At 69.1% G+C, this 17,213-nt stretch carries 16 protein-coding genes; 10 read left to right on the plus strand and 6 right to left on the minus strand.

The features are described 5' to 3' along the window. Positions 1 to 65: 65 nt before the first annotated feature. The 5 genes from BEP68_RS13980 to BEP68_RS14000 all read left to right on the plus strand — a co-directional run bounded on the left by BEP68_RS13980 (position 66) and on the right by BEP68_RS14000 (position 3,386). The gene (locus BEP68_RS13980) at positions 66 to 866 is read left to right on the plus strand and encodes a sulfite exporter TauE/SafE family protein (RefSeq protein WP_187250333.1); all 801 of its coding nucleotides are present in this window, start codon (positions 66 to 68) and stop codon (positions 864 to 866) included. Between the two features lie 60 nt (positions 867 to 926). Further along, positions 927 to 1,382: a MaoC family dehydratase N-terminal domain-containing protein gene (locus tag BEP68_RS13985; protein WP_187250334.1), complete on the plus strand. Its 456-nt coding sequence runs from the start codon at positions 927 to 929 to the stop codon at positions 1,380 to 1,382. Next, positions 1,382 to 1,780: a MaoC/PaaZ C-terminal domain-containing protein gene (locus BEP68_RS13990; protein WP_056279756.1), complete on the plus strand. Its 399-nt coding sequence runs from the start codon at positions 1,382 to 1,384 to the stop codon at positions 1,778 to 1,780. Before BEP68_RS13985 ends, BEP68_RS13990 begins: the two co-directional genes overlap by 1 nt. Further along, positions 1,780 to 2,922 (plus strand): UDP-N-acetylmuramate dehydrogenase, encoded by a 1,143-nt coding sequence (locus BEP68_RS13995; protein ID WP_222839411.1) that lies wholly within the window; start codon positions 1,780 to 1,782, stop codon positions 2,920 to 2,922. Before BEP68_RS13990 ends, BEP68_RS13995 begins: the two co-directional genes overlap by 1 nt. Before the next feature lie 62 nt (positions 2,923 to 2,984). Beyond that, positions 2,985 to 3,386, plus strand: a complete 402-nt coding sequence (locus BEP68_RS14000; protein WP_187250335.1) for a VOC family protein — start codon at positions 2,985 to 2,987, stop codon at positions 3,384 to 3,386. Between the two features lie 18 nt (positions 3,387 to 3,404). Here BEP68_RS14000 and BEP68_RS14005 read toward each other — a convergent pair whose 3' ends face one another. Together BEP68_RS14005 and ald are read right to left on the minus strand one after the other, a co-directional pair. Continuing rightward, on the minus strand, positions 3,405 to 4,604 hold the full coding sequence (locus tag BEP68_RS14005) for a pyridoxal phosphate-dependent aminotransferase (protein WP_053099212.1): 1,200 nt from the start codon (positions 4,602 to 4,604) through the stop codon (positions 3,405 to 3,407). Positions 4,605 to 4,690: 86 nt separating this feature from the next. Further along, on the minus strand, positions 4,691 to 5,785 hold the full coding sequence (ald, locus tag BEP68_RS14010) for an alanine dehydrogenase (RefSeq protein WP_187250336.1): 1,095 nt from the start codon (positions 5,783 to 5,785) through the stop codon (positions 4,691 to 4,693). A 115-nt stretch (positions 5,786 to 5,900) separates the two neighbouring features. On the opposite strand from ald, the gene BEP68_RS14015 reads away from it, so the two are divergent. Continuing rightward, the gene (locus tag BEP68_RS14015) at positions 5,901 to 6,410 is read left to right on the plus strand and encodes an Lrp/AsnC family transcriptional regulator (RefSeq protein ID WP_053097462.1); all 510 of its coding nucleotides are present in this window, start codon (positions 5,901 to 5,903) and stop codon (positions 6,408 to 6,410) included. Positions 6,411 to 6,555: 145 nt separating this feature from the next. Continuing rightward, positions 6,556 to 7,626, plus strand: coding sequence for an AraC family transcriptional regulator (locus BEP68_RS14020; RefSeq protein ID WP_187250337.1), 1,071 nt, complete (start codon positions 6,556 to 6,558; stop codon positions 7,624 to 7,626). 452 nt (positions 7,627 to 8,078) lie between these two features. Here the strand turns inward: BEP68_RS14020 and BEP68_RS14025 are convergent, their stop codons facing one another. From BEP68_RS14025 to aceA, 3 genes are all read right to left on the minus strand, one after another. After that, positions 8,079 to 8,513, minus strand: a complete 435-nt coding sequence (locus BEP68_RS14025) for a hypothetical protein (RefSeq protein ID WP_187250338.1) — start codon at positions 8,511 to 8,513, stop codon at positions 8,079 to 8,081. A 111-nt stretch (positions 8,514 to 8,624) separates the two neighbouring features. After that, positions 8,625 to 10,292, minus strand: coding sequence for a malate synthase A (gene aceB, locus BEP68_RS14030; protein WP_261987852.1), 1,668 nt, complete (start codon positions 10,290 to 10,292; stop codon positions 8,625 to 8,627). Between the two features lie 24 nt (positions 10,293 to 10,316). Further along, the gene (aceA, locus tag BEP68_RS14035) at positions 10,317 to 11,642 is read right to left on the minus strand and encodes an isocitrate lyase (protein ID WP_187250339.1); all 1,326 of its coding nucleotides are present in this window, start codon (positions 11,640 to 11,642) and stop codon (positions 10,317 to 10,319) included. A gap of 136 nt (positions 11,643 to 11,778) precedes the next feature. Here aceA and BEP68_RS14040 point away from each other — a divergent pair, with 136 nt between their 5' ends. The 3 genes from BEP68_RS14040 (at position 11,779) to BEP68_RS14050 (ending at position 15,580) form a co-directional block, all read left to right on the plus strand. Then, positions 11,779 to 13,230: a helix-turn-helix domain-containing protein gene (locus tag BEP68_RS14040; RefSeq protein WP_187250340.1), complete on the plus strand. Its 1,452-nt coding sequence runs from the start codon at positions 11,779 to 11,781 to the stop codon at positions 13,228 to 13,230. A gap of 133 nt (positions 13,231 to 13,363) precedes the next feature. After that, the gene (locus tag BEP68_RS14045) at positions 13,364 to 14,917 is read left to right on the plus strand and encodes a glucoamylase family protein (protein ID WP_187250341.1); all 1,554 of its coding nucleotides are present in this window, start codon (positions 13,364 to 13,366) and stop codon (positions 14,915 to 14,917) included. 36 nt (positions 14,918 to 14,953) lie between these two features. Beyond that, positions 14,954 to 15,580, plus strand: a complete 627-nt coding sequence (locus tag BEP68_RS14050; protein WP_187250342.1) for a TetR/AcrR family transcriptional regulator — start codon at positions 14,954 to 14,956, stop codon at positions 15,578 to 15,580. An 81-nt stretch (positions 15,581 to 15,661) separates the two neighbouring features. Here the strand turns inward: BEP68_RS14050 and BEP68_RS14055 are convergent, their stop codons facing one another. Further along, a complete protein-coding gene (locus tag BEP68_RS14055) occupies positions 15,662 to 17,170 on the minus strand; it encodes a PucR family transcriptional regulator (RefSeq protein WP_072591661.1) in 1,509 nt (502 codons plus the stop codon). Positions 17,171 to 17,213 lie beyond the last annotated feature (43 nt).

The following is a 17,213-nucleotide window of genomic DNA, read 5'->3' on the forward strand; positions in this document are numbered from 1 at the left end:
CCGGTCCCAGGGGTATGGAGGACACATGACCGAGGTGCCGACGCCGCGGAGAGTAGGCTGATCCGGTGAGCGATGCAGAGACCCTGAGCAGAGGGCCTCGCGCCTATACGGCATTCATCGGAATCGGCCTGATCGCAGGCCTCCTCTCCGGCCTCTTCGGCGTCGGCGGCGGCACGGTGATCGTTCCGCTACTTGTGCTCTTCCTGCATTTCAATCAGCGTCTCGGCGCCGGCACGTCGCTCGCAGCGATCGTCCCGACGGCGACGGTGGGCGTGATCTCCTACGCGATCAACGGATCGGTGGCGTGGATCCCCGCTCTCATCCTGGCGGCAGGCGCCGTGGTGGGTGCGCAGATCGGCACGCGGCTGCTGCCGAAGATCTCGCAGACGGTGCTGCGCTGGTTCTTCGTCGGCTTCCTGGCGATCGTGATCGTGAGCCTGTTCCTGGTCGTCCCTTCGCGCGACGCCGAGTTCGAGCTGGAGCTGCTCAACGGGCTCGCGCTGCTCGCGGTCGGAGTCGGCACCGGAGTCCTCGCCGGTCTGATCGGTGTAGGCGGGGGCGTGATCGTGGTGCCCGTGCTGATGCTCGCATTCGGCACGAGCGACCTCGTGGCCAAGGGCACGTCGCTGCTCATGATGATCCCGACCGCGATCTCGGGCACCATCGGCAACCTGCGCAATCACAACGTCGATCTCGTCGCCGCGGCGATCGTCGGGGTCTCCGCCTGCACGACCACCGCGCTCGGAGCCTGGCTGGCCACTCTGATCGACCCCACGGTGGGCAACATGCTGTTCGCGGCATACCTCGTGGTGATCGCGGTGCAGATGGCGATGAAGGCGATCAAGGGGCGCAAGAAGGAGGACTGAACGCCCTTAGTTCCGGCTTACGGGCACCGTGCCCCATGACCGAGAAAGTAGGATCGAGGGGTGGCAGTCAACCAAGATCTGGTCGGCCGGGAGTTCCCGCCGACGTCCCCTTACCTCGTCGGCCGTGAGAAGGTGCGTGAGTTCGCGCGTGCCGTCTTCGCCGATGCACCGCAGCACACCGACGTCGAGGCGGCTCGCGCAGCCGGTTTCGCCGACGTCGTCGCGCCCCCGACGTTCGCGATGGTCATCCAGGACCACACTCTCCAGCAGCTCCTCGCCGAACCGCATTCCGGCATCGTCCTGGCGCGCACGATCCACGCCGAGCAGAAGTTCGCGTACTCGCGCCCCATCGTCGCGGGTGACGAGCTCACAGGTCGACTGCGCGTGACCGGCATCCGCATGATGGGCGGAAACGCCATGATCACCAGCGCGGCCGAGATCACGGATGCCGACGGCGAGCACGTCGTCACCGCCACCAGCGTGCTGCTGGTCGGCGCGGAAGAAGGAGCCGAGTGATGCCGTTCGCTGTCGGAGACGTCGTCGCGGAGCGCACCGTCCATCTCACCCGCGAATCGCTCGTGCGGTACGCAGGAGCATCGGGTGACTTCAATCCGATCCACTACCGGGACGACATCGCCGCCGAGGTGGGTCTGCCGGGAGTGCTCGCGCACGGCATGCTCACGATGGGCATCGCGTCGTCGGTGGTCGTCGCGGCTCTCGAACCGGGAACGCGGATTCTCGACTACGGCGTGCGCTTCACCAAGCCGGTCGTGGTGCACCCGACCGAGGGAGCGGACCTCCACGTCATCGCGACCGTCGGTGCCGTCGACGACGAGTCGACTCGGATCGATCTCAAGGTCACGTTCGCTGAGACGACGGTCCTCGTCAAGGCGCAGCTGCGCGTCGCCTCCTGATGGGCGGCGCTGTGCACGAGGTCGAGCCGCTGAGGCTCGCGACTCTCACGACCCTGCGCACGGGAGGCGCCCCGGAGCGCATGCTCGAGGCATCGACCACGGCGGAGCTGATCGACGCGCTCACCGATGTCTGGTCACGCGGCGACGAGTGGTTCGTGCTGGGCGGAGGATCCAACCTGTTCATCGGCGACGAGTCGTTCGAGGGGACGGTCATCCGCGTCCTCACCCGCGGCATCGAGGAGCTGCCCTCGCCGCACGCGGGACGCATCAGGCTGCGTGTGCAGGCGGGGCATGGCTGGGACGATCTCGTCGCCTATGCGGTCGAGCACGGTTACGCCGGTCTCGAGGCGATGAGCGGCATCCCGGGCACCGTCGGCGCCTCGCCCGTGCAGAACATCGGGGCGTACGGGCAGGAGATCCAGGAGACCCTGGTCGAGGTCGAGCTGATCGACGAGGCCACCGGCGAGGTGTCGGTGGTGCCGGCATCCGAACTGGGGCTCGGTTTCCGCACCTCCGTGCTCAAGCATCACTACGGCAGCGTGCCGCAGCGTCGGGCCGTCATCCTGTCGGTCACGGTCGACCTTCTCGTCGCTGACGAGCGCGTGGTGCGCGGCGAGCAGCTCAGGAGGGCGCTGGGTCTGGACTCCGACGCCCCGGTGCCGCTGACCTGGGTGCGCGAGCGGATCCTCGCCACCCGCGCCTCGAAGGGGATGCTGCTCGACGAGAACGATCCGGACACCCATGGCGTCGGCTCGTTCTTCCAGAACGCGATCGTGCCGGAGGTCGTGGCCCGTGCTCTGCCGCCCGAGTGCCCGCGGTGGCCGGTGACCCCGGATCTGGATACCGTCACGGTGATCCCGCTCGCCTCGTACGACGGGTATGTCCCTCCCGCCAAGCCGGAGGCCCCCGACGTCAAGGTGAGTGCAGCGTGGCTGATCGAGCAGGCCGGAATCCGCAAGGGGTTCAAGCTGCCGCGCTCGCGCGCCTCGGTCTCGACGAAGCACGCGCTCGCCCTCACCAACCGGGGCGGGGCGACAGCGGCCGAGGTCTCGGAGCTCGCACGATTCATCCAGAGCCGCGTCCATTCGGAGTTCGGTCTCGTGCTGCAGCCGGAGCCCGTGCTGCTGGGCGTCGAGCTCTGAGTCGCGACGCAGCGAGCCCGCGCCCGCCTGACAACGTCGCCCGTTCGCCGTACACTCGCGGCATGAGCGGACTGATCCCGTACCTGCTGTTTCCCGGAAACGCGGCCGAAGCGCTGGAGCACTACCGTGACGTCTTCGGAGGAGAGCTTCAGCTCGTCGACTATGCCAGTGCGGGTCGTGCAGACGGTCCGGCCGATGCGGTCGCCCACGGGCAGCTCTCAGGACCGGTCGAACTGGCGGGAGCGGATGCCGGCGCGGACGACGATGCCGTGCAGATGAGCGGGATGTTCCTCTCTCTGCTCGGCACCGCCGACGCGTCGACGCTGACGAGCTGGTTCGACCGGCTGTCAGAGCACGGCCGAGTGACCGACGCCCTGCAGCAGCGCGTGTGGGGTGACTACGACGGCACCGTCACCGACCGCTACGGCATCCGCTGGCTGATCGGCTTCCACGACGAGGACTGATCTCGTCGCAGACCGGCCTCAGGCGAACAGACGCTGCAGTCGCTGCACACCCTCGAGGAGCTGGTCGTCGCCGAGCGCGTACGACATGCGGATGTACCCGGAGGGACCGAATGCCTCGCCCGGGACGACGGCCACCTCGGCCTGCTCGAGGATGAGGTCGGCGAGCTCGAGCGAGGTCGTCGGCGTCTTGCCGCCCCACGTGCGTCCGAGCAGACCCTGCACGTCGGGGTAGACGTAGAAGGCGCCCAGCGGGTTCGGCACCACGAGTCCGTCGATCTTCGACAGTTCGGACACGATGAGGCGGCGGCGGCGGTCGAACGCCTCGCGGAACTGCTCGGCTTCGGTCTGGGGCCCGTTGAGGGCAGCGATCGCCGCCTTCTGTGCGACGTTGTTGACGTTGCTCGACAGGTGGGACTGCAGGTTCGCGGCGACCTTGATGGCATCCGCCGGTCCGACCATCCAGCCCACGCGCCAGCCGGTCATGGCGTAGGTCTTCGCGACGCCGTTGACGAGGATCGTCTGCCCCGCCACCGCGGGCACGGCCTCGACGATGGAGGTCGCCTTGACGCCCTCATAGGTGAGGTTCTGGTAGATCTCGTCGGAGATGACCCAGATGCCGTGCTCGAGTGCCCACTCGCCGATCGCCGCCGTCTCCTCGGCCGTGTACACCGATCCGGTGGGGTTGGAGGGCGACACGAACACGAGCGCGGTCGTGCGCTCGGTGCGTGCGGCCTCGAGCTGGTCGACGGTGACCTTGTAGTCCTGATCGGCGCCCGCGAAGACCTCGACCGGCGTGCCGTCCGCAAGACGGATCGCCTCGGGGTAGGTCGTCCAGTACGGCGCCGGCAGAAGCACTTCGTCGCCCGGGTTCACCACGGCCTGGAACGCCTGGTAGACCGACTGCTTGCCGCCGTTGGTCACGATGACCTGGCTCGGCGAGACCTCGAGACCGGAGTCACGCAGCGTCTTCGCGGCGATCGCCTCGCGCAGCGCGGGCAGGCCCGGAGCCGGGGTGTACCGGTAGCTGGCGGGATCGGCGAGCGCCTCGGCGGCCGCGTCGACGATGAACTGCGGGGTCGCGAAATCGGGCTCGCCGGCGGCGTACGAGATGATCGGCTTGCCTTCGGCCTTGAGCGCCTTGGCCTTGGCGTCGACCTTGAGGGTCGCGGATTCGGCGATGGCGGAGAGCTTGCGGGAGAGAGGAGCGCGTTCGGTCACGACTACGAGCGTACCCGGGTCGACCTCGCCGATGACGAGTGAATGGTCGTCAAGAATCACGGTTCTTTCGTGCTGATGCTCTCCGCTCAGGCGGTGTGCATGCCGTGCGCGCGCGCAACGACATCCAGGGTGATGCGGCCGCCCTGGACGTTGAGGCCCTGGGCCAGCGCGGTGTCGTCGGCTGCTGCACGCTCCCACCCCTTGCCGGCGATGGCCGAGACATACGGGAGTGTGGCATTGGTCAATGCCCGCGTGGCCGTCTCGGGCACCGCGCCCGGCATGTTCGCGACGCAGTAGTAGATCGAGTCGTGCACCGCGAACGTCGGGTCGTCGTGCGTCGTGGGGCGCGAGCCTTCGAAGCATCCGCCCTGGTCGATGGCGATGTCGACCAGCACGGATCCGGGCTTCATGGTCGCGACCATGTCGTCGGTCACGAGCTTCGGCGCCGCAGCCCCGGGGATGAGCACGGATCCGATGACCAGGTCGGCCGTCGCGAGCTCTTCGGCGATGTCATACCGGCTCGACGCGCGAGTCTGCAGAGCACCGCCGTAGCGGTGCTCGAGCTCGCGGAGTCGCGGCAGCGAGATGTCGATGACGGTCACCTGTGATCCGAGCCCGAGCGCGTTCGCGGCCGCGTGCTCACCGGCGACACCGCCGCCGATCACGACGGTCTTGGCGCGCGGGGCGCCCGCGATGCCTCCCATGAGCACGCCCCGTCCTCCTGCGGATCGCATGAGGGAGTATGACCCCATCGTCACGGACAGGCGTCCCGCGATCTCGCTCATCGGCACGAGCAGAGGGAGGCTGCGGTCGGGCAGCTGCACCGTCTCGTAGGCGACGGCGGTGGTGCCCGCGTCGACGAGCGCCGTGGTCAGCGCTCGGTCGGCGGCGAGATGCAGGTAGGTGAAGAGGGTGAGATCCGAGCGCAGGAACCCGTACTCCTGGGCGATCGGCTCCTTGACCTTGATGAGCAGCTCCGCCTCGCCCCAGGTCTCCTCGGCGGTGTCGACGATCTCGGCGCCGGCTATCCGGTAGGCCTCGTCGGAGATGCCCGAACCGACGCCCGCTCCGGACTGCACGAGCACGCGGTGGCCCTCGTGCACCAGACGGTCTGCGCCTGCGGGGGTGAGCGCGGTGCGGTTCTCGTTGTTCTTGACCTCGGTCGGCACGCCGATCTTCATCGATCCTCCAAGTGACGGTTGCGTGAGTGCATTTCAGAATCGCAGAAACTTCGATCATTCGACAGAATGCCTGAAGAAGATTCGCGCTTGGGGTGATTCCTGCATAATCGTTCGCATGGAGACGTCACCCGAAACCCCTCAGCCGAACACCCTTCGGGCACCGGCTCTCGACGCCATCGACGCGAGGATCGTACAGCTGCTGAGCGCGGACGGTCGGATGACGAACGCCGAGCTCGCGGGTCACCTCGGAGTCGCACCGTCGACCGCGCACGCGCGTCTGCGCGCACTCGTCGAACGCGGAGTCATCAGCGGTTTCCATGCCAGCGTCGACGAGCGGAAGCTGGGCGCCGGCCTGCAGGCCATCATCGGAGTGAGCCTTCGACCGAGCGCTCGGCGCGAGAGCATCGTCGAGTTCGCCGACCGTGTGCGCGCTCTCCCCCAGGTGATCCAGGTCTTCTTCCTCGGCGGGGATGACGACTTCCTCCTGCACATCGCGGTGGCCGACTCATCGGAGATGCGCGAGTTCGTGCTCGAGCATCTCTCAGCCCAGAGCAGCGTCGCCTCGACCAGGACCAGCATCGTGTTCGACTACCACCGCAACTCGGTGGCTGCGTCGTTCCGCTGACCCGCAAGACGGCTGGCGGCGCGCCGCTGTCGTGGGCGCACGCAACGTATATTGCATGGCTCCTGGCGCGAACCTAGGGTGAGGGCGGGGACGGAGCAGCCGATGCGCACGCGGCGGGCTTCCGCTGGGGGTTGCGATGGGGCGAATGATCGACGACGCGGAGTTGGCCGGCTGGCTCGCCCGGCTTTCGGGCGGACTGTGGTCGTCATCGATCGGAGGCGCCGAGACGCTCGCGTTTCCCTCGTGGTTCTCCGAGCAGGTCATTCGCCTCGACGGTCGAATCGGCATGCTGCAGCTGTCGAACTTCGGCGCGATGAAGGCCGACGACCCGGATGCGTTCGAGGCGGCGCTGCTTCGCAGGTCCATCGGCTCGACCATGCTCTACAGCACCCTCGAGACGGCGCACACCGTGAGCTACGAGCGAGCGATCGCCGAGGGCGAGGACATCATCATCGTCGGGATGGTGCAGCAGGGCGGGCAGCGCCTGAACACCGCGGCGGGGGTGCAGGCCATGGGCGTCGGCCGCGTCGGCTTCATGTCGAGCCTGGGCCCATCGGCCGTCGAGCAGTTCGGGGTCACCAACTCGACCGGGGTCGTCGTTCCCGTGGCGGCCCTCCCCGGCTATCGGCACGTCCTCGCTCGAGGGGCCGACATGTTCCCGGACACCCCACTCACCCGGGCAGCGGGAGCCTCGCTCGCGCGGATGCTGTTCGAGTGGGCGCAGGATCCGGATCAGGGTCAGGGGGCGCTCGCCGGCACCGAGGCGGCGCTGATCGCGCTCGTGCGAGGGCTCTTCCGACAGTTCCCCGGCGACGGCGAGACCAGCCGGACGAGTGAGTTCCGCGCGGAGGCGGGGCGCATCATCGAGCGGCGGCATCGTGATCCGGCATTCGGCATCGCAGAGCTCGCCGCCGACCTGCACGTCAGCCGTCGCCAGCTGTTCCGCCTGTATGAAGGTGCCGACGAGAGCCCGGCGAACCGCTTGCTGCGTCGGCGTCTCGTGACGGCGCGCGAAGAGCTGCTGTCGACACCCCCGCAGGACCTTGCGGCGGTCGCAGCCCGCTCCGGTTTCGCCGACGCGTCCGCGCTTCGGGCCCAGTTCTCCCGGCACGTGGGGCACAGTCCCAGTGCCTTCCGCCTCGCGGCCCGCACGCAGCCGCCGCGTCTCGCCGAGGCGATGCTGCTCAGCGACGAGCAGTCCGCCCCCACCGCCTGACCGAGGCCGGCCCATCGGGCCGACCCGGTCGGGGCTGTCCGTCGCCGACCGACGCGCGCGCCCGCGCGGGCCTGCCGTGTGCGGTCCGGCTGCTTCGCCGACCCCGACAGAGAGTGACACATGATCGCGAATCTCGTGCCATCTGAGGTTCTGCGTGCCGGGCCGAGCGCACCGGGTGACGCAACGTCCTGCGGCGCTTCCGGATCGTCGGAGCCGCTCCTAACCTGAACCTGCCCGTGTCCCCAGGCGGGCCATGACGGCAGATCGCGACGGAGCTCCGCTCCTGGCGCATCGGCCGTCACGGCTTCCGGACGCGGCGGGATCGCCCGTCCGGAAGTTCGGGGGACAGGCGCGAAAGCGTCGGGCATGACGGACCACCTGCGCGAGGGCGCGGGTGGACGTGCGGGTGCTTCGGTCAGGGGAGACCGGGGCACCCGCGAATCCCCTCGGCGTCACGCGCCGAACGAGGAAGGCAGCGCGCAGTAGTCGGCGAAACGCCGCGTCGGAGCCGCCGGGTCCGTCACGTCGACGATCGCGCCGGCGATCGAGTGCGGGGACTCATCATCGGCGAGCTGCCACACGATGAAGTTCCAGATGCCCCTCGCCGTCGGGCTGAGCAGCGCTGCCGGGCCCGAGACGATCAGGACCGTCGCCGGATCGGAGCCGGTGCGGAACGGAGCGATCACGTCGCCGCGCAACGCCGCTTCATCGGCATCCGTGCTGTGCGCGCGCTCCACGTGCTGCCCGGCGGTGATCAGCGCCGTCGCGAGGTCGTCCGCCGCTCGACGCGAGCGCTCGGCATCCGCTCCGGCGACCGCGATCAGTCGGCGCCCTCGCGGGTAGAGGTGAAGGAACTCGGACGAGATGTCAGACCACACGTCGCTCATGTTCTCAGGCTACGCCCGCCGGCGACGGCGGGCTCCGGCGGTCCTCCGCATCACGCACGAGGAGCCCCTCGGCTGCCGATGGCGGCATCCGAGGGGCTCCTCGTCAGACTCTCAGGCCTCCTCGACGAGGAACCTGCTGTAGGCGCCGAGTGTGAGGAACGCCGGGAACTCCTCCTGCAGGGCGACGTCGCGGAACACCGAGGCGGCATCGTCGAACCTGTCGCCGTCGTGCCGGTCGACCTCGCCGAGGACCTCCGCGATCAGGCTCTCGACGTAGTCGGCGGTGATCGCGGTGCCGTCCTCGGTGGAGCGGTCCTGGTGGATCCACTGCCACACCTGCGAACGGCTGATCTCCGCCGTCGCGGCATCCTCCATCAGGTTGTCGATCGCCACGGCGCCAAGCCCTCGCAGCCATGCCTCGAGGTAGCGGATCGCCACCGACACGTTGTCGCGCACGCCCTGCGCGGTGATCGGCCGCCCGATGTGCAGGTCGAGCAGCTGCGACGCGGTCACCATGACCTCGGGGCGCTGGCGGCCGACCTGGTTCGGGTGGTCGCCGAGCACGGCGTCGAACTCCGCCAGCGCTGTGGGGATCAGATCGGGGTGCGCGACCCACGTGCCGTCGAAGCCGTCGCCGGCCTCGCGCTTCTTGTCGGCGGAGACCTTCTCGATCGCCCGCTCGGTCACCTCGGGGTCGCGGCGGTTCGGGATGAAGGCGCTCATGCCGCCGATCGCGTAGGCGCCCCGCTTGTGGCAGGTCTGCACGAGCAGCTCGGTGTACGCCCGCATGAACGGCACCGTCATCGTGACCTCGCTGCGGTCGGGGAGCACGAAACGCGCGCCGCGGCCGCGGTAGTTCTTGATGATCGAGAAGATGTAGTCCCAGCGTCCGGCGTTGAGACCCGCGCAGTGGTCGCGCAGCTCGTAGAGGATCTCGTCCATCTCGAAGGCCGCGGGCAGGGTCTCGATCAGCACGGTCGCGCGGACGGTGCCGTGCGGGATGCCGATGTACTCCTCGCTGAAGGAGAACACGTCGTCCCACAGCTTCGCCTCCTCGCTCGACTCGATCTTCGCGATGTAGAAGTAGGGGCCCCGACCGTTCGCGATGAGCTCCTGCGCGTTGTGGAAGAAGTACAGGCCGAAGTCGACGAGCGAGCCGGATGCCGCCGTGCGGCGCCCCGCGCGGTCGGTGAACTGCAGGTGCTTCTCCGGCAGGTGCCAGCCACGCGGACGCATCACGATCGTCGGTGTGCGCTCGGCGGTGACGTGGTACTCCTTGCCTTCGGGGGAGAGGAAGGACAGCTCGCCGCGGATCGCGTCGCGCAGCGACAGCTGCCCCTCGACGACGTTCTTCCAGGTCGGACTCGTGGCATCCTCCTGGTCGGCGAGCCACACGCGAGCACCCGAGTTCAGTGCGTTGATCGTCATCTTCGGGTCGGTCGGACCCGTGATCTCGACGCGGCGGTCCTCGAGACCCGGCCCCGCGCCTGCGACCCGCCAGTCGGCATCCGCGCGGATGTGCGCGGTGTCGTCGCGGAAGCGCGGGTCGTGGCCGTTGCCGATCTCGAACCGACGGCGCATCCGGTCGGCGAGCCGATCGTGGCGGCGCGAGGCGAACCGGTGGTGCAGCTCGGTGAGGAACGCGATCGCCTCGGGGGTGAGGATCTCGTCATAGCGGTCGCGCAGCGGACCGGTGACCGCGATCGCCGGACCCTGCTGCGTGGTCTGGATCGGAGCCGTGGTCGGGCTGGTGGTCGGGGGAGCGGTGGGAGTGGTCATGATCGTGTGTCCTTCACAAGTGGCTCAGTGGAACTGCGCGGCTTCGGTGGAGCCGGCGAGGGCGAGGGTCGCGCTGTCGGGGTTGAGCGCGGTAGAGATGACGTCGAAGTAGCCGGTGCCCGCCTCGCGCTGGTGCTTGGTGGCGGTGTAGCCGTTCGCCTCCGCGGCGAACTCGGCCTCCTGCAGCTCGACGTACGCGCTCATGGCGCGATCGGCGTAGCCGCGGGCGAGGTCGAACATCGAGTGGTTCAGGGCGTGGAAGCCGGCGAGCGTGATGAACTGGAACTTGTAGCCCAGGTCAGCCAGCTCCTGCTGGAACGTCGCGATCTCGGCGTCCGACAGGTGACGCTTCCAGTTGAAGCTCGGTGAGCAGTTGTAGGCGAGCAGCTTGCCCGGGAACTCGGCATGGATCGCGGCGGCGAACTCACGTGCCAGCTCGATGTCGGGTTCTCCCGTCTCGACCCACAGCAGATCGGCGTAGGGCGCGAAGGCGAGGCCTCGGCTGATGACCGACTCGATGCCCGGGCGGATGCGGTAGAAGCCCTCGGTCGTGCGCTCGCCGGTGGTGAACTGCTGGTCGCGCTCGTCGACATCGCTGGTGAGCAGGTCGGCTGCGAGAGCATCCGTCCTGGCGATGATCACCGTCGGGACTCCGGCCACGTCGGCGGCGAGACGCGCGGCGTTCAGGGTGCGGATGTGCTGCTGCGTCGGCACGAGCACCTTTCCGCCGAGGTGGCCGCACTTCTTCTCGCTCGCGAGCTGGTCCTCCCAGTGGATGGCTGCGGCACCGGCCTGGATCAGCGACTGCGCGAGCTCGTAGGCGTTGAGCGGTCCTCCGAAGCCCGCCTCGGCGTCGGCGACGATCGGCGCGAGCCAGTCCTGCGTGACGTCGCCCTCGGCGTGCTCGAGCTGGTCCTGACGGATCAGCGCGTTGTTGATGCGACGCACGACCGCCGGCACCGAGTTGGCGGGGTACAGCGACTGGTCGGGGTAGGTCTGACCGGCGAGGTTGCCGTCGGCCGCGACCTGCCAGCCCGAGAGGTAGATGGCCTTGAGGCCCGCCCGCACCTGCTGCACCGCCTGCCCGCCTGTGTAGGCGCCCAGTGCCCGGACGTAGTCCTCGGTGTGCAGCAGGTTCCATAGGTTCTCGGCTCCGCGGTGCGCGAGCGTCGCGTCCTCGCGGACCGAGCCGCGGACGCGGACGACGTCCTCTGCCGTGTACGTGCGCTCGACGCCGTCCCAGCGGGGATCCGTCTCCCAGATCTCCCGGAGCTCGGCGGCCGTCTGAACCTGGTCCCCGGCGCGCAGCCCTGCGGGGCGGGGGGTGTGGTTCTGGGCGGTGTTCGTCATGGTGTCTCCTCCGTTGGATGCCCGGACCGTGAAGCCGGGTGGCGTGTTTCCACTGTGTGTGAAGTTCGCACCCTTCGATGGCCGATCGGGGAGTGAAGATCAGCCAAAATTCTGTTTCTGTGACAGAATCGGCCGCATGAGCACTCCAGCGGTCGAAGAAGACGCCGACGCCCTCACGATCGGACGCCGCATCCGTCAGCTGCGCACGGCGCGAGGGATGACCCTCGACGACCTCGCGGCGGCGGTCGATCGAGCGCCCAGCCAGATGTCGATGATCGAGACGGGCAAGCGCGAGCCCAAGCTCACGCAGCTGCAGTCGATCGCGCGCGCTCTCGGCGTCACGATCGACGCACTGCTCGAGGGCGAGCCGCTCGATGAACGCAGTGCGATCGAGATCGCCCTCGAACGGGCTATGAAGGGGCAGACGTTCCAGGCCCTCGGCATCGAGCCCTTCCGGATCGCGAAGAGTATGCCGACGGACGCGCTCAGGGCCCTGCTCGCACTGCACGGCGAGATCGACCGGCTCAAGGATGAGCGCGCGGCCACTCCCGAGGAGGCCAGGCGCGCGAACGTCGAGCTCCGCCACCTCATGCGGCGGCAGGACAACCACTTCGCCGATCTCGAGGCGAAGGCGGCGGAGATCCTCGCGGCGGTCGGGCACCCCGGCGGACCCCTCACCCAGCGGACGGCCTCCGAGATCGCCGCCTACCTCGGATTCACCCTGCACTACGCCCCGGACCTGCCGCAGACCACCCGCAGCGTCGCCGACCTCGCGAACGGACGTCTGTACCTCTCGAGCAGCGTCCCGGCCAAGGGGGATGCCCGGACCGCGGTGCTGCAAGCGCTGTCCAGCCGCATCCTCGGTCACTCCGAGCCGCGCAGCTATGCCGAGTTCCTGCGCCAGCGCGTCGAGACGAACTATCTCACCGGGGCGCTGCTGGTGCCGGAGGCCCACGTCGTGCCGGCGCTGAAGGATGCGAAGACGCGCAGGGCGATCTCGATCGAGGATCTGCGCGACGCGTACTCGGTGTCGTACGAGACCGCTGCGCACCGATTCACGAACCTCGCGACGCGCCACCTCGACATCCCCGTGCACTTCCTCAAGGTGCACGAGTCGGGCACGATCACGAAGGCGTACGAGAACGACGACGTGAACTTCCCGACCGATCGCCTCGGATCGATCGAGGGGCAGATGTGCTGCCGCCGATGGACCAGCCGCGTGGTGTTCGACGAGGACGACCGCTTCAACCCGTACTACCAGTACACGGACACGGGCAACGGCACCTACTGGTGCACGGCCCGCGTCGAGGCGTCGAGTGAGGGACTGCACTCGGTCAGCGTCGGCGTGCGATTCGACGACACGAAGTGGTTCGTCGGCCGCGACACCCCGCATCGCGGAGTCTCGAAGCACTCGGTCGAGGTGTGCTGCCGCCGGGCGCCCGCCGACCTCGAAGATCGGTGGCGCGAGAACTCGTGGCCGAACGTCAGGACCCCGCGCACTCTGCTCGCCACACTGCCGACCGGGGCCTTCCCGGGCGTCGACACGACGGATGTGTACGAGTTCCTCGAGGCGCACGCGCCGCGCTGAGCGCCCGCAGGCGGCGTGGATCCCGGTCGCCTTCCTGTCACGAGGAGGGGGTTGAGCGAACAACGAACACGTGTTAGGTTTTCGCAGGTCGGAGCGCCGCGCTCGGCGGCGCCGTTCTCGATGAGGAGACACGATGAAGCGATGGATGAGCACGCTGGCGACGATCGGACTCGTGACTGCGGGCCTGACGGTCGCCGGGCCCGCGACGGCCGGCGGTGGACGCCCCGGCACCGATGACCTGAACCGCTGGGCGGTGGACACCTGGCACTCCCTCGACGCGATGACCGATGAGGAGACCGGCCTTCCCGCCGACAACGTGAGCGGCGACCTCGAGACGCCGAGCGCCTACACCTCGCCGACGAACATCGGCGGATACCTGTGGTCGACGGTCACGGCTCGCGACCTCGGAGTCATCAGCGACGAGGAGGCGCGCGATCGCATGTCGACGACGCTGGAGACGCTCGGAAGCCTCGAGCGCAACGACGCCAGCGGCATGTTCTACAACTGGTACTCGCCGACGACCGGCGAGAAGCTCACGACATGGCCCGACTCGGGAGACCCGGTGCACCCGTTCCTCAGCACGGTCGACAACGGGTGGCTCGCCGCCGCACTGCGCATCGTCCGCGAAGCGGAGCCCGACCTCGCGCAGCAGGCGGACGCGCTGTACGACTCCATGGACTTCGCGGCGTTCTTCGACCCCGAAGGCGCGGCAGGACTCCCTGCAGGCACGAACCGCGGGGGCTTCTGGGATGCGGCTCCGCCGGACTGCAGCGTCGAGGCGCCGATGTACAACGGCTCGGGGGACACCGCGTTCTACACGTGCCACCACTACGACACGACCGTGAGCGAGAGCCGCATCGCGACCTACCTCGGCATCGCGAACGGGCAGATCCCTGCCACCGCGCTGTACGGCACGCATCGCACGATGCCTCCCGGGTGCGACTGGGCGTGGCAGGAGCAGCTCCCTCAGGGCGAGTACCGCACCTATGACGGCGTCGAGGTGTGGGAGGGCGCCTACGCATATGACGGGATGTCGTTCGTGCCGAGCTGGGGCGGCAGCATGTTCGAGTCGCTGATGCCCGACCTGCTCGTGCCGGAGACCACGTGGGGTCCGCGTTCGTGGAAGCTCAACCACCCGATCACCGTCGCCGTGCAGAAGCAGCACGGGCTGGACGAGGCCGGATACGGCTATTGGGGCTTCTCGCCCGCGAGCGACCCGTTCGGCGGGTACGCGGAGTACGGGGTCGACGTAGCCGGGATGCGGGCGGACGGGTACACCTCGGACGCGGAGAAGACCGACGTCGACATCGACAGGCCCGGATGCACCACGGGGACCGATCCCGCTCCGGAGTTCGGTGACGGGGTCGTGACGCCGCACGCCGCGTTCCTGGCGCTTCCGTACGATCGCACGGGCGCGCTCGACAACCTGCGCGGCATCGAGACGGACCTCGGCGCCTACGGCCCCGGCGGGTTCTTCGACGCGGTGGCGGTGAAGAGCGGCACGATCGCCGAGCGCTACCTGTCGCTCGACCAGTCGATGATCATGGCCGCGATCGGCAACGAGCTCACGAAAGATACACTCAAGGACTACTTCGTGGATCGCGACATGGAGCAGCGCCTGCGGCCCGCCATGCGGCAGCAGGTGTTCGGCTCGTCGTGGGGAACGGGGAACGGCCACCACGGCTGAGGTCCGCGCGTTCGCGCCGAGAGACAGGACGGGCGCATGAGCACGGATGAGCAGCCGATGGCGGCGCGACGGCTTCGCGGTCCCTACGCCACCGGCCAGGCGCGCAGGCAGGCGATCGTCGACGAAGCGCTCGCGGTGTTCTCCCGCACGGGATTCCACGGTGGATCCCTACGGGAGATCGCGAAGCGCGTCGGCGTGACGCCGACCGGCCTGCTGCACCATTTCGCGGGCAAGGAGGAGCTCTTCGCCGAGGTGCTCCACCAGCGTGACGAGAAGGTGCGAGAGGCGGCGGGCGACCCTGCCGAGCACACCCTGATCGAACAGGCCACGCGCGTCGTCGCGCACAACCAGACTTCGCGGGGTCTCACCGCGCTCTACGCGATCGTCTCGGCGGAGGCCACAGACCCCGACCACCCGTCGCACGCCGACTTCGCCGCCCGATACCGCGAGCGCGCCGTGGCCGCAGAAGAGATCCTGCGGCGAGGTCAGGCCGACGGAGAGGTGCGCGAGGACATCGACCCCGCTCGGGCGGCCCGGCTGATCAGCGCGGTCATGGACGGCATCCAGCTCCAGTGGCTCCTCGACGATTCCGTCGACATGGTCCCGCTCTTCGAGGAGTTCGTCGGGCGCTACCTCCACCCCGCCGAACGACGGCCCGACTGAAGGGCGCGCGGATGGCGGAGGCCCGGCATCCGCCCACTCCGCCGGGCGGGGACCGCCGGCCGTTCGGTCGAGGACCCCGGTTCAGTCCCGTGCGGTCTGCAGCAGCGTCCACAGCTCGGCGCGGGCGGGGAACGACGAGAGGTCGCTTCCCAGGAGCGCTCCGGCCTGGGCGATCCGCGACCGCAGCGTGTGGCGGTGCACGCCGAGTGCCGCCGCCGCAGGATCCGCCTTCGCATCGTGCTCGAGCCAGGTGCGCAGCGACCGTTCGAGGTCGCCGCCGGATCGCGCGTCGTGGTCGCGGATCGGCGCGAGTCGCGATTCGGCGACCAGTCGGGCCTCATCCGTGGCCAGTGCGCTGAGGATGCTGGATCCGGCGGCATCGGCGAAGTGGAACACCCCGGCGCCGGACTGCTGGCGCAGCGCCGCGAGCGCCTGTGCGTGGGCTCGGGAGAACGCGTCGTACGACTCGGAACCGGACGCGCCGATGCGGATGCCGAACCGGGTGGCGACCTCGTCGAGCAGTGCGTCATCGGCCATGGACAGGCAGAGCACCACGCCCTCGGATGATTCGGCGAGGAAGCTGGCGGTGCCGTGCTCGGCCCTGCGCCGATCCCACCAGTCGGCGAACGGTCCGGTCGGAGCATCCGCGGCGATCGCGACCACCACGGGTGCAGAGGGCATCGAGCCGAGGACCTTCCGCGCGAGGGACGGATCGTCGTCGAGCAGCGAGCTCAGCAGCTGCGAGTTCAGCCGACGCTTGCTGCGGGCGAGCTGGTCGCTCTGCTCGAGCGCGAGTCCGGCCATCGCGATCACCGACGTCACGACCGTGCGCGCCTCGGCGTCGAGCGCATCGACAGCCAACGCGATCACCCCGCGCAGGTGTCCGCCGCGACCCACCGTGAAGAGCGTGAACGTCTGATCGTCGATCGTGAGCGACTGCCCGGCCTCGAGCCCACGGGTGAGGATCTCGGTGACCCGTTCGCCGAGCTCGGTCAGTCGTCCTGCAGTGACGGCCGATCGGGGGTGCGACAGCTGCAGGGCGCCGGACGCGTCGTACATTCCGGCCCAGACATCCAGACGGCGGCCGAGCTCTGCGACGGTCGCGTCGAGTCCGCGGGGGCGCAGCGCGGCCAGTGCGAGTGCGCGCTGGGTGTCGAGCGCCCACGACCTGCGGGCGTAGGCCTGCGCCGCGATCGCTTCGGAGTGCGCGCGGGCGACGGCGATGAAGGGCGTGCGATAGGGGACTTCGAAGAGGGGGATCCCGCGGCGTGCGCACTCGAGGATCAGCTCGTCGGGGATCGCGGCACGGTGCACGTCCGTGCCGAATCCGAGGCCGAGCACCCCGCGATCCGCCAGCCGCCCGACGTAGACGTCGAAATCGGTGCCGACGTCGAACTGGGTGCCCGTCGTCAGCAGTGCGAGGTCCTCGGCGAGGAACGGCGTCGGGTCGGCGAGGTCGGAGCTGTGCACCCACCGCAGGGGGCGATCGAGGGCGCCGTCCGGAAGGCCGTCCGCGTCCGAGATCAGCACGAGCCCGAGATCGCGGCGCCGGAAGAGAGCGCGCAGCGTGGGCTGTTCGGCGTCGTCCATGCACTGCGGTCCTCTCGGCATCCGGATCAGCGCTTATACGGTC

Source organism: Microbacterium sp. 4-7, assembly GCF_014332665.1.
In the GTDB taxonomy this organism is placed as follows: Bacteria; Actinomycetota; Actinomycetes; order Actinomycetales; family Microbacteriaceae; genus Microbacterium.